Raw genomic sequence first — 15781 nt, forward strand, 5'->3', positions numbered from 1 at the left:
CGTTAAACGAGAAAGTCTGGAAGCAATGCGCGTATTCGACCTTGCCACAACGCCGCTGCGCGAACTGAACAGCGCCCTGCACACCATCGCCCCCGGCGCCAATGACACGAATTTCGAGGTCGTCAATCCGCGCGGCAGCCATTCCGTCGCCGTCGGCATTGACCAACCGGTCACCGTCGAAGTGCGCGGCAGCGTCGGCTACTATTGTGCCGGCATGAACGATGGCGGCGCCGTCACCGTCCATGGCTCGGCAGGCCCGGGTGTCGCGGAAAACATGATGTCGGGAACGGTCGTCATCGAGGGTGACGCCAGCCAGTACGCCGGGGCGACGGGCCGCGGCGGCCTGCTGGTCATCAAGGGCAACGCCGCCTCGCGCTGCGGCATTTCGATGAAGGGCATCAATATCGTCGTTCACGGCAATATCGGCCACATGTCAGCCTTCATGGGCCAGTCGGGCCATCTGGTGGTGCTTGGCAATGCCGGCGATGCGCTGGGAGATTCTCTCTATGAGGCGAAGCTGTTCGTGCGCGGCGAAGTTAAGAGCCTCGGCGCCGACTGCATCCAGAAGGAAATGAAGCCAAAGCATTTGAAGCTGCTTGCCGAGCTTCTGGAAAAAGCCGGCGTCACGGATGTCTCGCCGGAAGAATTCAAGCGCTACGGCTCGGCCCGCACGCTCTACAATTTCAACATCGATAACGCTGATGCGTACTAAGGCAGGGACCCGTACATGAGCTATCACAACCCCTATACCCCGCCACGCAAGTCAGCGACCTTCGACGATTATACGCTTGCAGAAATCCGCCGCGCGGCGGCAACCGGCATCTACGATATCCGCGGCGCGGGCACCAAGCGCAAGGTTCCGCATTTCGACGACCTCCTGTTCCTCGGTGCCTCGATCTCGCGGTATCCGCTCGAAGGCTACCGCGAGAAATGCGACACGTCAGTCGTGCTCGGTGCGCGCCATGCGAAAAAGCCGATCGTCCTGAAGACGCCGATCACCATCGCCGGCATGAGCTTCGGTGCTCTCTCCGGCAATGCCAAGGAAGCGCTCGGACGCGGCGCCACGATCGCCGGGACATCGACCACTACCGGTGACGGCGGCATGACCGACGAGGAGCGCGGCCACAGTCAGACACTCGTCTATCAGTATCTGCCGTCGCGTTACGGCATGAACCCGAAGGACCTGCGCCGCGCCGATGCCATCGAGATCGTTGTCGGCCAGGGCGCCAAGCCCGGCGGTGGCGGCATGCTGCTCGGCCAGAAGATTTCCGACCGCGTCGCCAACATGCGCAACCTGCCAAAGGGCATCGACCAGCGTTCGGCCTGCCGTCATCCCGACTGGACCGGCCCTGACGATCTCGAAATCAAGATCATGGAACTGCGCGAAATCACCGATTGGGAAAAGCCCATCTACGTGAAGGTCGGCGGCGCACGCCCCTATTACGACACGGCGCTTGCTGTGAAAGCCGGCGCCGACGTCGTCGTGCTCGACGGCATGCAGGGAGGAACGGCGGCCACGCAGGACGTCTTCATCGAGAATGTCGGCATGCCGACGCTCGCCTGCATCCGTCCCGCCGTCCAGGCGCTGCAGGATCTCGGCATGCACCGCAAGGTGCAGCTGATCATCTCGGGCGGCATCCGTTCGGGCGCCGATGTGGCCAAGGCCTTGGCATTGGGTGCTGACGCAGTTGCCATCGGTACGGCAGCGCTGGTTGCCATCGGCGATAACGATCCGCACTGGGAAGAGGAATACCAGAAGCTCGGAACGACGGCCGGCGCCTATGACGACTGGCATGAAGGCAAGGATCCGGCCGGCATCACCACGCAGGACCCGGAACTTGCCAAGCGCCTCGATCCGGTCGCTGCCGGGCGTCGTCTCGCCAACTACCTCAAGGTTATGACGCTCGAAGCCCAGACCATCGCCCGTGCCTGCGGCAAGAACCATCTCCACAATCTGGAGCCGGAAGACCTCGTCGCCCTGACGATCGAAGCTTCCGCCATGGCGCAGGTGCCGCTTGCAGGCACCAGCTGGATCCCCGGCAAGGGAGGCTTCTGACCTCGATAAAACTTCGGTCGTCGCTGATCTCCCAAGGTAGTGGCGGCCATTTCCATGAAAAAGTGTCTGAATAATCCAAAGGGGAACACAGTGACACTCGATCTTGCTACCTTTGCCAAGGACCGTGGCATCAAATATTTCATGATCAGCTATACCGACCTGTTCGGTGGCCAGCGGGCAAAGCTCGTTCCGGCCGAGGCGATCGCCGACATGCAGAAGGACGGCGCAGGCTTTGCAGGCTTTGCCACATGGCTCGACCTGACACCCGCCCATCCCGATCTCTTCGCGCTTCCGGATGCATCCTCCGTCATCCAGCTTCCGTGGAAAAAGGACGTTGCCTGGGTCGCCGCCGATTGCGTCATGGACGACCAGCCGGTGGAGCAGGCGCCGCGCGTCATGCTGAAACGGCTGGTCTCCGAAGCCGCCAAGGAAGGCCTTCGCGTCAAGACCGGCGTCGAGCCGGAATTTTTCCTGATCTCGCCGGATGGCGGTAAAATCTCCGACGAATACGATACGGCCGAAAAGCCCTGCTACGACCAGCAGGCGGTGATGCGCCGTTACGACGTGATCGCCGAAATCTGCGATTACATGCTGGAACTTGGCTGGAAGCCGTACCAGAACGACCACGAGGATGCGAACGGCCAGTTCGAGATGAATTGGGAATATGACGACGCGCTGCAGACGGCCGACAAGCATTCCTTCTTCAAGTTCATGGTGAAGACGGTTGCCGAAAAGCACGGCCTTCGCGCCACCTTCATGCCCAAGCCCTTCAAGGGCCTGACCGGCAACGGCTGCCACGCCCATATCTCCGTCTGGGATGTGGAAGGCAAGACCAATGCGTTTGCCGACAAGGACATGCCATTTGGTCTGTCCGCCAAGGGCAAGACCTTCCTCGGCGGCATCATGAGGCATGCTTCGGCGCTCGCCGCGGTGACCAACCCGACGGTCAATTCCTACAAGCGCATCAACGCGCCCCGCACCATCTCCGGCGCGACCTGGGCACCAAACACCGTGACATGGACGGGCAACAACCGAACCCACATGGTTCGCGTTCCGGGTCCGGGACGGTTCGAGCTGCGGCTGCCGGATGGTGCCGTCAACCCATACCTGCTCCAGGCGATCATCGTCGCGGCAGGCCTCAACGGCATCCGGAAAAACGCTGATCCCGGCCGCCACTACGATATCGACATGTACAAGGAAGGCCACACCGTCACCGACGCGCCGCGCCTGCCCCTGAACCTGCTCGATGCACTGCGCGAATACGACAAGGACGAGGACCTGAAGGCGACGCTCGGACTTGAGTTCTCCAGCGCCTACCTGAAGCTCAAGCACCAGGAATGGAATGCCTATACGTCGCATTTCACGGAATGGGAACGCCAGACGACACTCGATATCTGAAGATTACGTTTCGAGAAGAGACGCCGCTTCGGCAATCGTTTGATCGGGAAAGACATATGAAACACTTCGTGCTCACCGTCGCCTGCAAGGCGACCCGCGGGATCGTGGCTGCTATATCCGGCTATCTGGCGGCCAAGGGCTGCAACATTAACGACAGTTCGCAGTTCGACGACATGGAATCCGGAAAATTCTTCATGCGCGTCGGCTTCGCATCCGAAGAGCAGAAAACGATGGCGGAGATTGCCGAAGGCTTCGCCGAAATCGCCAAGCCTTTCGACATGAAGTACCGCTTCAATGACAACGACGAGCGCATGAAGGTGCTGCTCATGGTCTCGCGCTTCGGTCATTGTCTCAACGACCTGCTCTATCGATGGAAGATCGGCGCGCTGCCGATCGAGATCGTCGGCGTCGTCTCCAACCACTTCGAGTACCAGAAGGTGGTGGTCAATCACGACATCCCCTTCCACCACATCAAGGTGACCAAGGAGAACAAGCCGCAGGCCGAGGCTCGGCTGATGGAGGTGGTCGAGCAATCCGGCACCGAGTTGATCGTTCTCGCCCGCTACATGCAGGTTCTGTCGGATGCCGTCTGCAAGAAGATGTCGGGCCGCATCATCAACATCCACCACTCGTTCCTGCCGTCTTTCAAGGGTGCCAACCCCTACAAACAGGCGTTCGAGCGCGGCGTGAAGCTGATCGGCGCGACTGCGCACTACGTGACCGAAGATCTCGACGAAGGTCCGATCATCGAGCAGGACGTGGCGCGCATCACTCATGCGCAGTCGGGAGAGGACTATGTCTCGATCGGTCGGGACGTGGAAAGCCAGGTGCTGGCCCGCGCCATCCATGCGCACATCCACCACCGCACCTTCATCAACGGCAACCGCACGGTCATATTCCCGCCGAGCCCCGGCTCCTATGCTTCGGAACGAATGGGGTGAGCCACAAATATCCCGACGAGCGTTGTCGGGCCACAATGCCGATACTGAGTTGAACGCTCTTGCGAGTTTAAACAGCGAAGCTATACTCAGGAAATAAATATTCCACAAAAGAAAATGGGAACGAGAATATGGCACTAAGCTGGCGTTTTTCCGCCCTTGCAGACCGGCATCGGGCATTGGGATCGAACCTTGAGGACTGGAGCGGCATGGGAACCGCCTGGACCTACGACAAGGACATCTATGAAGAACATATCGCCGTGCGCACCAAGGCCGGCATCATGGATGTCTCCGGCCTGAAGAAGGTCCATCTCGTCGGTCCCCATGCGATCGCCATTCTGGAATACATCACCACCCGCGACATGACGAAGATTTATCCCGGCAAGTCGGTCTATGCCTGCATGCTCAACGATCGCGGCCATTTCACCGACGACTGCATCGTCTATCGCACAGGCCCGAATTCCTGGATGCTGGTGCATGGTTCCGGCTCCGGCTTCGAGGAAATCGTCAAGCAGGCACAGGGCCGCAATTGCGCCGTGCTGTTCGATGACGACCTGCACGACCTGTCGCTGCAAGGCCCGCTCGCTGTCGATTATCTCGAAAAATACGTGCCCGGTATCCGCGACCTCAAATATTTCCATCACATGCAGACGACGCTGTTCGGCGCGCCGGTGATGATCTCGCGCACCGGCTATACCGGCGAGCGCGGCTACGAGATTTTCGTGCGCGGGCAGGATGCCGGCATGGTCTGGGACCGCATCGTGGATGAAGGCAAGGAGATGGGCATCATCCCCGTCTGTTTCAGCGTTCTCGACATGCTGCGCGTCGAAAGCTACCTCCTGTTCTACCCCTACGATAACTCGCAGATGTATCCGTTTGCCAACGAGCAGCCCGGCGACAGCCTGTGGGAGCTCGGCCTCGACTTCACGGTCAGCCCCGGCAAGACCGGGTTCCGCGGCGCGGAGGAACATGCGCGTCTCAAGGGCAAGGAACGTTTCAAGATCTTCGGCCTTTTGGTCGAGGCGGATGGTCCGACAGATCTCGGCGACGAGGTCTGGGATGGCGACAAGAAGGTGGGTGTCATCACCTGCCCGTCCTATTCCAAGCTCACCAACCGCTCGATGGCGATCATGCGCGTCGAGGTGCCTTACGCCGTTCAAGGCACGAAACTGCAGGTGAAGGGCAAGAACGTCAACGCACCGGCCATCGCCCACACGATCACCTTCGACGATCCGAAGAAGACGAAACGGACGGCGCAGGGCTGACGGCATGCTCGTACAAGGGATCAAAAGCAGGCCGGAATATAAGGGGCTCGACATTGATCCCCACGCGAAACGCCACCTCTTCGTCCTCGAGGGCGAAGGGGCGGCAGCCTTCACCGATCAGGTGGAGCTGAAGGGCAGGGATTTCCTCGCAAAATCGGAAATCCTCTATCTGGCCGCGGGTGCTGCGCCAAAGACCTACGACCTCACGCTCTCGGCCCTCTCACCCGATATCTTCTGGCAGGCGCCGACGCTTCAACCGCTGTTGTTTCGCCTGCGGGCCTGTCTTGAGCAGGCCCGGATGGGAACGCGGCTCTATATCGCCGGCACCGAAGGCTTCATCGGCCAGATCATGCAGGTGGCGCTCGAATTTGGCATCGATTTCAACTCGATCCGCACCGAACATCGCGGCTCCACCGCACGCCGGGTGCAGTGCGTGCACTGCAAGGGCATCACCGACAGCGTGACCACCAGCCCCTTTGCCTGCACCCATTGCGGACTTCTCTTGCTGGTGCGCGACCACTATTCCCGCCGCCTCGGCGCCTTCCAGGGCGTCAACATCGATGCGGAAGAACCGGGGACTGCGCCTGCCCCCGAGGAGATGTTCCCGTGAGCCTCAATACCGATATGCCTGTGCGGGTCGCCGATGTGACCGAGGTGACCGATCTGGTCAAACGCTTCCGCTTCGAGCGGCTGGACGGCCATCCCATGCCGTTCTTCTCCGGCGGCGCCCATGTCGTCGTCTCGATGAACGACAACGGCCTTCTGCGCCGCAATCCCTATTCGCTGATGTCCAACCCCGACGACAACAGCGCCTACGAAATCAGCGTGCTCCGGGTTCCCAATTCCCGCGGTGGCTCGGTCTTCATGCACGAACAGGTGAAGCCTGGTGACCAGCTGACCGTCAGCCAGCCGGTCAATCTCTTCGCGCCTGACCATCGCGGTCGAAAGCACATCCTGTTTGCCGGCGGCATCGGCATCACTCCGTTCATCGCCATGATGGAACAGTTCAGCCGCGACAATATCGCCTTTGAACTGCACTACGCCATCCGCTCCCGTTCGCACGGGGCCTACTGGCAGCAGTTGCTGGACCGTTACGGCCCGCGCCGGATCAAGATCTATGTCGACGAGGAAAAGACCTATATTCCCGTTGCCGAGATTGCCGACAACCAGCCGCTCGGAACGCATCTCTATGTTTGCGGCCCGGCCGGGATGATCGACGGCGTGCTGATGACAGCGCTGAAAGCCGGGTGGCCCAAGGAAAACCTGCATTCGGAACGTTTTCTGGCACCTCCCGCCGGCCTGCCGTTCCAGGTCTTCCTCGAAAAATCCGATATCCACATGACCGTCGGCGAGCATCAGAGCATTCTGGAGGCCGCCGAGGCCCACGGCTGCGACGCGCCTTACATGTGTCGCGGCGGCGCCTGTGGCCAGTGCGAAACCGCGGTCTCGTCCTGTGACGGCACGCTGGAACACAACGATATCTACCTGTCGGACGAGGAAAAGGCGTCCGGCAAGAAGGTCATGATCTGCGTCTCGCGGTTCAAAGGCCAGCAACTCGTTCTTCAACTCTAGCTTAAGGGGACCGGACAGATGACCATCACGTTCAGGAGCGAGACGTTCCGCGACGACTTCAGCTTCCGCAACAGCCTCTACAATATCAGGCGCTTCCCCTTCCCCTTCGATCGCGACGAATACATGTATTCGGTCAACATGGAGCCGCATGTGCGCGGCAAGGCGGACAGCGTTTTCGAAAACCTGATCGATGTCGACGAGCACTATGTCGCGGAGATGCAGGACCGGGCGATGGTGCTGAAGGAGGATCCGCTCCGCTGCCAGGCCCTGCCACACATGATGGCGGCGCAATGGGACACGCTGGAGCTTCTGATGGAGCATCAGGCGCAGGACTATCCCGAGCACTTCACGCTGGAAAAGAACGGCGACCGCTGGCGCTGGATCAACCGCCCGATGGGCATCGACGACACCTTCACCTTCGGCGACCCATCCACGCTTCCCTATCCGCCGATGGAATACATCACCCGGCAGGCCCAGGGCGATTTCTGCATCGTCGACCAGCGCGACAACAATCTCTGGATGGACGCCGGCATGGTCACCACCCAGGCCGACTGGTCGCTGGATTTCGACATCGGCATGAACTTCATGGAATGGCATGGGCCGGTACCCCTCGCCCATCAGATCGGCGTGTTCGAGCGGGCGCTGAAATTCCTGCTCAACCTGCAACAGGGCAAGCCGACCCGCCGCCTCAACTGGACGATGACCGTCAATCCACGGCTCGATACCTCGCCGGAAAACTACCACAAATGGGGACCGGACCGCACGACGGTGACGCCGGAGAACGTTGGGAACAAGATGCATCTGCGCGTCGAGTTGCAGAGCCTCTGGCGCCTGCCGCGCTCCAACGCCATCCTCTTCGTCATCCGCTGCTACCTGATCAGTCTCGATGAACTGGTGACCGTGCCGAAATGGGCTCGCCGCCTGCCGCGTGTGCTGCAAAGCCTGCCGCCCGAGATCGTCGACTACAAGGGCCTGACCCGCAACCGCCCGATCATGATCGACTGGCTGGCAAAATACGACGACGGGGCACCGACGAGCCCGGGGATCTATCCGGATTGAAACGTGGCTGCCCCTCATCAAGCAAAAATCGGCAACGACCGAGACACTGATAACGATGTAAAAAGGGAACAAACGTACATGACCAGAGTAGCCGTGATCGGCGCAGGGCCATCGGGCCTTGCTCAGTTGAGAGCCTTCCAGTCCGCCGCCCAGAAGGGCGCCGAAATCCCCGAAGTGATCTGCTTCGAAAAGCAGGCCGACTGGGGCGGTCTTTGGAACTACACCTGGCGCACCGGCCTCGATGAATATGGCGAGCCGGTGCATGGCAGCATGTACCGCTATCTCTGGTCGAACGGCCCCAAGGAATGCCTAGAATTCGCCGATTATTCCTTCGAGGAACATTTCGGTAAGCCGATCGGCTCCTACCCGCCCCGCGCTGTGCTCTGGGACTACATCAAGGGACGTGTCGAAAAGGCCGACTTGCGCAAATGGGTCCGCTTCTCGACCCCGGTTCGTATGGTGACATTCGATGAGGCGACCAAGAAATTCACGGTCACCGCCCACAACCGCATAGAGGACCGGATGTATGACGAGGAATTTGATTATGTCGTCGTCGCCTCCGGCCACTTCTCGACCCCGAACGTCCCCTATTTCGAGGGCGTGAAAACCTTCGGCGGTCGCGTCCTGCACGCCCATGATTTCCGCGATGCGCTGGAGTTCAAGGACAAGGACGTGCTGATCGTCGGCCGTAGCTATTCGGCCGAAGACATCGGCTCGCAATGCTGGAAATACGGCGCGAAATCGGTGACCACGAGCTACCGTTCCAAGCCGATGGGCTTCAAATGGCCGGAGCGCTTCGAGGAACGGCCTCTCTTGCAGAAGCTCGTCAACAAGACGGCCCATTTCGCCGATGGATCGACCAAGGACGTCGACGCCCTGATCCTCTGCACCGGCTATCTCCACCACTTCCCGTTCCTGCCGGACGACCTGCGCCTGAAGACTGCCAACCGTCTGTGGTCCGACAACCTCTACAAGGGCGTCGTCTACGAGGGCAATCCGCAGCTGATGTATATCGGCATGCAGGACCAGTTCTACACTTTCAACATGTTCGACGCCCAGGCATGGTACGCCCGCGATGTGATCATGGGCCGCATCGAACTGCCGTCGAAGGAAGAGATGAAGACGCACTTCGACACGTGGCGTGTCCGCGAGGAAACGCTCGAAGACGCCGAACAGATGATCTGGTTCCAGGGCGACTACGTCCTCGAGCTTCTGGAGGATACCGATTATCCGAAGTTTGACGTCGAGGGCACTAACCAGACCTTCATGGAGTGGGAACATCACAAGGCCGAAAACATCATGGGCTTCCGTGACAACGCCTACAAATCGTTGATGACCGGCACCATGGCACCCAAACACCATACTCCTTGGCTGGAGGCCATGGACGATACGCTGGAAGTTTATCTGAAGAACTGATCTTCGGTTCGATGGCGCCAAAGCCGAAGGCCATTTCAGTGGCCTTCGGCTCATGATTCGGAACAACGGAATATCATCCGGGAGGATCATTCCTCTTCCTGTTCACCCTCCAGCACTCATCGGGTTCCCATGGACTTTCTGAGCAGCGTTCTCGGTCGCATGAATGGTTTTCTTTATAGGTGTCGGGCGGACGAGCATTATACGATGCTGGAGATGACCGACGGCATCCAGCGGATCTTCGGCTATCCGACCGACGAGATCGTCGGCAATCGCGTGCGCACCTTCACCTCCATCATGTGCGAGGAGGACGTGCCCGCCATGGACGCGGTGGTCGGCAAGGCGCTGGAAAGCCATACCGACTGGACGCTCGAATACCGCATCCGTCACAGCAAGGGTCACTATCTCTGGGTAACGGAAACCGGTGGCGGGGTCTGGGACGCTGACGGCGAACTGCTCTATCTCGAAGGCAGCATCGTCAACATCGAGTCTCTCTACCAGCGCATCGACGAACAGACCGCCGACATGCGCGCGACGGCCGCGCGCACCGCTGAAATCCTGCATTCGTTGCGCTACCTGAAACTGCTCGCCGTCAACGCCGGCATTGAGGCGGCGCGGGCCGGAACAGCCGGCGCCGGCTTTGCCGTCCTTGCATCGGAAATGCGCGCCCTCGCCAATGATTCCGAAGCGGTCGCACGGCAGATTGCAACGGCGCAGGGCAAGTCGGGCTGATGATCCGCGACCAGAGTCGAGAACTCAAGACCGCGGCTTCAGCTTCTGCGGATCATAATGCGCAAAGGACACGATCTTCGCCGGCAGACGCTTCTGCTGGCCGTCCAGTTTGCCGACCTCGACGTCCGTACCGATCTCCGAATGCAGCACGTCCATCCGCGCCAGCGCGATCGTCTTCTTCAGGATCGGCGAGCGCGTCGAACTGGTGACGATGCCGACCTGCGCCCGGCCGATATGCACGGTATCGCCATGGCCGACACTTTCGTTGGCATCGATATCGAGACCGACGAGTTTGTAGCGGGGGTTCTCCTTACGCTTGATCAAAGCCTCACGACCGATAAAATCCTCGGTCTTTGACTTCAGCGGCACGGTAAAGCCGATGCCGGCCTCGAACGGGTCGGTCTGGTCGGAGAAGTCGTAGTGCGCAAACACCAGACCGGCCTCGATGCGCACCACGTCGAGCGCTTCCAGTCCCATCGGCTTCAGCCCATGCTTCTGGCCTGCTTCCCAGACCGCATCGAACACGGCAAGCGCATCCTTCGGATGACAGAAGATCTCGTAGCCAAGTTCGCCGGTATAGCCGGTGCGCGACACGACCACCGGTGCGCCCTCGAAATGGCCGATGCGGCCGACGGCGAAACGGAACCATTCGAGTTCGCCGATCGACGGCTGCGACGGCGCGGTCCAGATAATTTCCTTGATGATCTCGCGGCTTTTTGGCCCCTGGACGGCGAGATTGTGCATCTGGTCGGTGGAGGAGCGGACCCAGGCCTTGTAGCCCATCTTCTCCGCCTGCTCGCGCAGCCAGATGCCGCTGACGTCATCGCCGCCGATCCAGCGGAAATTGTTGTCCCCCAGTCGGAACACCGTGCCGTCGTCGATCATGCCGCCGTTTTCGTAGCACATCGCCGTATAGACCACCTGCCCCTGGGACAGTTTGCGGATATCGCGGGTGACGCAATATTGCAGGAGCGCCTCCGCATCCGGGCCTGTCACCTCGAACTTGCGCAGCGGCGAAAGGTCCATCACCACGGCCTTTTCACGGCAGGCCCAGTATTCCTCGATCGGTCCGTCATTGTTGAAGCGGTTGGGCAACCAATAGCCACGATATTCCGTCTGATTGCGCGTGAGCGCCGAGAAGCGCGGGTGGAAGGCAGTTTCCTGGGTCATTTCGGGCTCTGCATCAGGGGTCATTCGGATGGCAACGGCGCGCGAGAATTTTTCCTTGTCCGAATAGGTGCGGACGTGGATATCGGTCGGATCCCAGCCGTTGGCCGCATCAATATCGTCCGGGCAGGATGAGGAAACGCAGACGAGATCGGTCAACGCCCGCATCAGCACATAATCGCCTGGCCGCGACCACGGCTCGTCGAGATAGAGCTGATTATGGTGATCGACATTGGTGTTGTAGAAATAGTTGAGCGCTTCCCAGCCCTTGCGCGGTGCAACGCCATAGGGCGCCAGCGCATGGTTGAAGTTGTCGGTGCAGTTGACATGCCCCGGATAACCCATGTCGTCGTAGTAGCGCGAATTGCAGGCGGTGGCGAACGCATCATGGCGCCCGACCGTATCCTGCACGATCTCCACCAGCGGCTCGAAATCCCGGTCGAATGCCTTTGACGGCAGGCCCGGCATCGGGTAGCTGCGCCCGAGAAGCGTGCGCGTCACCGTCGCATCGAGCGCCCGGTCCAGCCCCTTGTCGACCTTGCGGGCCGAAAAAGCCTGGAAATCGGTACACTGCCGGCCCGAGACATCGATGACCTGAATGAACTCTCCGGCCCGTACGAAATAGGCCGAAGCCCTTGCCGCCTGGATGCGCAGGTCCTGTATCGGATCAGCCATCGGCTCCGGCAGCATCTCCTCGTAAGAACGTTCGATCGTTAAGCGGATGACCCGCAGTTCAAGCGCGGTCGCGGTATTCTGTGCCTCCACGTTCATCGGCGGCGCGGGAGCAGCGACGATCAGCAGGCCATCGAGCGCCATCGTCAAATCCGCAGATGCCCCCGGCGAGGAACTTTCGCCGAACAGTACCAGCGCCTGCGCGCCTGCGGGATCGACATTGCGCCGTTTCAAGGCGGCAAGCGTGCGCCGAACACTGTCCTCATCGCGCCCGAGAATCTCCAGAAGACCATCGGCTGATCTTGAAAAAGGGACGCCAAGCCCAGCCGCATTGAACCGGCCGGCCGCATCGACAAAGCTCACTTCGCAAAGCTGCCCGCCTTCGACATCCTTGACGGTAACCCGGTCGCCGGCAGCGACCTTTATCACCGTCGTGCCACGCCCCTTGACCCGGTAACGCTCGACGCCGGCTGGCAGCGCGGGCATGCCCGGCCGGAGAATCATGCTGGGTCTCGGCGGCATCAGGCTACCTGCAAATCGTCCGGAATTGTCCATCCTAGCTCCCACCCTGCTGCACAGGCGTTCCGATGGCCTGAAGGCGCCGCTTTGTGCACCGGCAATATGGCAAAACTATCCTACGGGAGGTCACGAAAAGCAAAGAGAGACTTGACCGAGAGGAAAAAAAATTCACTATGAGAATAAGTTGCGGTCGCGAAATTGAAAACGGGAACAGGTGGTGACACTGCGAAAACGCAGGCGCCATCCAGCGAAAAAACCGCAGCGGGAACCATCAATAAAGGGGACGCGCGGAAACGCGCTTCAAGACAAAACTGGTCGAGGAGACTGTTTATGGCATCTATCGTTGAGGCCGAGGGATCGGCCGCTGTCCCGGGCACCGGGTTGATACGCGCGCTGGACTGGAAAGGGGCATTCTGGGTCGCGGCCGGCGTACCGCCACTGGTGCTGTTTTCCATCGGCGGCATCGCAGGCACGACGGGCAAGCTCGCCTTCGTGGTCTGGATCATTTCCATGGTGATGGGCTTCCTGCAGTCCTTCACCTACGCCGAAATCGCCGGCATGTTCGGCAACAAATCGGGTGGCGCCTCGATCTATGGCGCCACAGCCTGGCTGCGCTATTCCAAATTCATCGCGCCGCTGTCGGTGTGGTGCAACTGGTTCGCGTGGTCTCCGGTTCTGTCTCTCGGCTGCGCCATCGCGGCGGGTTATATCCTCAACGCCCTGTTCCCCATTCCCGGCGCCGACTCGCCGGCCGTCATGGAATGGATCAATGCCAATATGGCAACGCTGACGGCCGACAGCCCGCGCGTCGCCGAATGGATCGCTGCCAATGCCGGAAAGACCCAGGCCGAAGCCATCTCGGCCCTGCTATCGACCGACGGCGTCGCGGCGTTGACGCCTGCAATCCGCAGCTGGTCGCTTGTCAGTTTCGACATTCCGTTCCTCGCCAACGCCAATCTCAACGCCACCTTCTTCATCGGCGGCTTCCTGATGCTGATCATCTTCGCGATCCAGCATCGCGGCATTCAGGGAACGGCAAGCGTCCAGAAATGGCTCGCCATCATCGTCCTGCTGCCGCTCCTGATCATCGGCCTCTATCCGATCTTCTCCGGCCAGATTGACAGCGCAAATGTCACCGGCCTCGTGCCCCCGACCGCAGCCTATTCCGGCTTGGACGGACTGTGGAACAATGGCGGCTGGACGCTGTTCCTCGGCGGGCTCTATATCGCGGCGTGGTCGACCTACGGGTTTGAAACGGCCGTCTGCTACACCCGCGAACTGAAGAACCCGAAGACCGACACCTTCAAGGCTATCTTCTATTCGGGCCTGCTGTGCTGCCTGTTCTTCTTCCTGATCCCCTTCACCTTCCAGGGCGTCATTGGCCAATCCGGCATGCTGGCAACGGGCGTCGTCGATGGCACCGGCATTGCAGAAGCGCTGGGAAGCCTCGTTCATGGTGGCCGGATCGTCACGCAGATCCTCGTCCTGCTCATGATCATGGCACTGTTTCTGGCCATCATGACGGCCATGGCGGGTTCCTCGCGTACGCTCTACCAGGGCGCGAAGGACGGCTGGCTGCCGAAGTACCTCGATCACGTCAATGAACACGGCGCTCCTACCCGCGCTATGTGGACCGATTTCGCCTTCAACCTCATCCTGCTCGCCATTGCATCGGACGTGGCCGGCTACTTCTTCGTTCTGGCCGTCTCCAATGTCGGCTACATCATCTTCAACTTCCTCAACCTCAACGCCGGCTGGATCCACCGCATGGATTCGGGCCATATCCAACGTCCCTGGAAGGCACCGACCTGGCTCATCGGCCTCAATACCGTTCTCGCCTTCGTCAACGCGCTGTTCCTCGGCGCCGGCGCCAAGGTCTGGGGTTATTCCAACGCGCTCTGGGTCGGCTTCATCTTCGCCGCCCTGATCCTGCCGGTCTTTGCCTATCGCCACTACGTGCGCGACGGCGGGAAATTCCCGGCGGGCGCCATGGAAGACCTCGGCCTCGTCGGCCAGGATCTCGGTGTCAAGAAAGCCGGCATCCTCCCCTATGTAGCGCTTGCGGCCGGCCTTGCCGTCGTTCTCGCCGCAAACGCTTATTTCCAGCTCCCGGCCTGACCTGATAGCAGCCAAACAAGAACGGGCCGCGCATCGAAAGATTGCGCGGCCCCTTCTGTTTCTCTTTGAGCACAATTCTTTGCGCCACTCAGTAGCACCGCTGATCTCGATTTTTTAATATGCATCACTGTAAAGACTACCCCCCATGCCCGTGATTGAGGAAACCTGCCGTGAAACTGTTGGACTGGCTGACAGGATATAAACCGGCGCCGAAGGGCGTGAACCGCCAATCGACGACAGCGCTTCGCAAGAATTTCATCGCCATTAATAGAAAGACTGCGCCATTCACCATACGTGATGGCAAGCCGGAAGGCGTCGATCTCGTCGCCGAATGGAAGATCGTTGATGCTCGCTGGTACGAACTATTTGCCAAGGCCGGGCTGCAAAGGGTGTTCAAGGTGCTGATGAAATTGGATGCTTCCAATTGTGAAGTCCGCGCGGTCGATCAGGAATGGTCTGTCGAATGGCGCGCCGGCATACCCACCCTTGCGTTGAGCGCTAGTGCGTTTCGCGGTCGAAGGTGGGAAAAAAGCTTCGACATGACCTTCGCCTTCAAGGAAGATTTGTCCTACGGCAAGGTTTACGAATATCGCTTCGATACCGCCGAAATAAAGACACCCCTAATTGACGCCGCGCATCGAGCTGGCTGGGGTTGGAGGGGCGTGGCGTTCGGGAAGCTGTAAGCCAGCATCCAAACCGCGCCGAGTAGCGGAGGACATTCGGCCAACGAAACGGCACCTTTTGCGGTCGAAGTGGTACGCCTGAGGTGATCCGTTGCGAGAGGAAAGGTCCTTCCGTCGCGAAACAACCGCCCGCAGTCGCCATCCATCGCGTGTTTCCGGATGATGCCGCGGGCTTGGAGCACTGCCCCA

General features: G+C 60.2%; 13 protein-coding genes. 12 read left to right on the top strand and 1 reads right to left on the bottom strand.

The window, feature by feature from the left end; genetic code table 11:
- Positions 1 to 25 precede the first annotated feature (25 nt).
- From QO002_RS24905 to QO002_RS24950, 10 genes are all read left to right on the top strand, one after another.
- The gene (locus QO002_RS24905) at positions 26 to 712 is read left to right on the top strand and encodes a GltB/FmdC/FwdC-like GXGXG domain-containing protein (protein ID WP_307234913.1); all 687 of its coding nucleotides are present in this window, start codon (positions 26 to 28) and stop codon (positions 710 to 712) included.
- A gap of 15 nt (positions 713 to 727) precedes the next feature.
- The gene (locus QO002_RS24910) at positions 728 to 2056 is read left to right on the top strand and encodes an FMN-binding glutamate synthase family protein (protein ID WP_307234915.1); all 1329 of its coding nucleotides are present in this window, start codon (positions 728 to 730) and stop codon (positions 2054 to 2056) included.
- A gap of 90 nt (positions 2057 to 2146) precedes the next feature.
- The gene (gene glnT, locus QO002_RS24915; protein ID WP_307234917.1) at positions 2147 to 3454 is read left to right on the top strand and encodes a type III glutamate--ammonia ligase; all 1308 of its coding nucleotides are present in this window, start codon (positions 2147 to 2149) and stop codon (positions 3452 to 3454) included.
- A 56-nt stretch (positions 3455 to 3510) separates the two neighbouring features.
- Positions 3511 to 4395: a formyltetrahydrofolate deformylase gene (gene purU, locus QO002_RS24920; protein WP_307234919.1), complete on the top strand. Its 885-nt coding sequence runs from the start codon at positions 3511 to 3513 to the stop codon at positions 4393 to 4395.
- Positions 4396 to 4523: 128 nt separating this feature from the next.
- Positions 4524 to 5657 carry an aminomethyl transferase family protein gene (locus QO002_RS24925; RefSeq protein ID WP_307234921.1) on the top strand — a complete coding sequence of 378 codons (1134 nt, stop codon included), beginning with the start codon at positions 4524 to 4526 and terminating at the stop codon, positions 5655 to 5657.
- 4 nt (positions 5658 to 5661) lie between these two features.
- Complete coding sequence (locus QO002_RS24930) at positions 5662 to 6267, top strand: dimethylamine monooxygenase subunit DmmA family protein (RefSeq protein WP_307234923.1); 606 nt, start codon at positions 5662 to 5664, stop codon at positions 6265 to 6267.
- Positions 6264 to 7229 (top strand): PDR/VanB family oxidoreductase, encoded by a 966-nt coding sequence (locus QO002_RS24935; RefSeq protein WP_307234925.1) that lies wholly within the window; start codon positions 6264 to 6266, stop codon positions 7227 to 7229. The genes QO002_RS24930 and QO002_RS24935 overlap by 4 nt, the downstream gene beginning before the upstream one ends.
- An 18-nt stretch (positions 7230 to 7247) precedes the next feature.
- Complete coding sequence (locus QO002_RS24940; protein ID WP_307234927.1) at positions 7248 to 8288, top strand: heme-dependent oxidative N-demethylase family protein; 1041 nt, start codon at positions 7248 to 7250, stop codon at positions 8286 to 8288.
- A 78-nt stretch (positions 8289 to 8366) separates the two neighbouring features.
- The gene (locus tag QO002_RS24945) at positions 8367 to 9704 is read left to right on the top strand and encodes a trimethylamine monooxygenase (protein ID WP_307234929.1); all 1338 of its coding nucleotides are present in this window, start codon (positions 8367 to 8369) and stop codon (positions 9702 to 9704) included.
- A 129-nt stretch (positions 9705 to 9833) separates the two neighbouring features.
- On the top strand, positions 9834 to 10433 hold the full coding sequence (locus tag QO002_RS24950) for a methyl-accepting chemotaxis protein (protein ID WP_307234932.1): 600 nt from the start codon (positions 9834 to 9836) through the stop codon (positions 10431 to 10433).
- Between the two features lie 24 nt (positions 10434 to 10457).
- Here the strand turns inward: QO002_RS24950 and QO002_RS24955 are convergent, their stop codons facing one another.
- Entirely contained in the window at positions 10458 to 12794 is a 2337-nt protein-coding gene (locus QO002_RS24955) for a trimethylamine N-oxide demethylase (protein ID WP_503128902.1), read from the bottom strand.
- A gap of 327 nt (positions 12795 to 13121) precedes the next feature.
- Between QO002_RS24955 and QO002_RS24960 the strand changes: the two genes are divergently transcribed.
- Positions 13122 to 14909, top strand: coding sequence for a trimethylamine N-oxide permease (locus QO002_RS24960; RefSeq protein WP_307234936.1), 1788 nt, complete (start codon positions 13122 to 13124; stop codon positions 14907 to 14909).
- Positions 14910 to 15079: 170 nt separating this feature from the next.
- Positions 15080 to 15592, top strand: a complete 513-nt coding sequence (locus QO002_RS24965) for a hypothetical protein (RefSeq protein ID WP_307234937.1) — start codon at positions 15080 to 15082, stop codon at positions 15590 to 15592.
- The last annotated feature ends 189 nt before the right edge of the window (positions 15593 to 15781 follow it).

The organism is Pararhizobium capsulatum DSM 1112 (genome assembly GCF_030814475.1).
GTDB classification, from domain to species: Bacteria; Pseudomonadota; Alphaproteobacteria; order Rhizobiales; family Rhizobiaceae; genus Pararhizobium; species Pararhizobium capsulatum.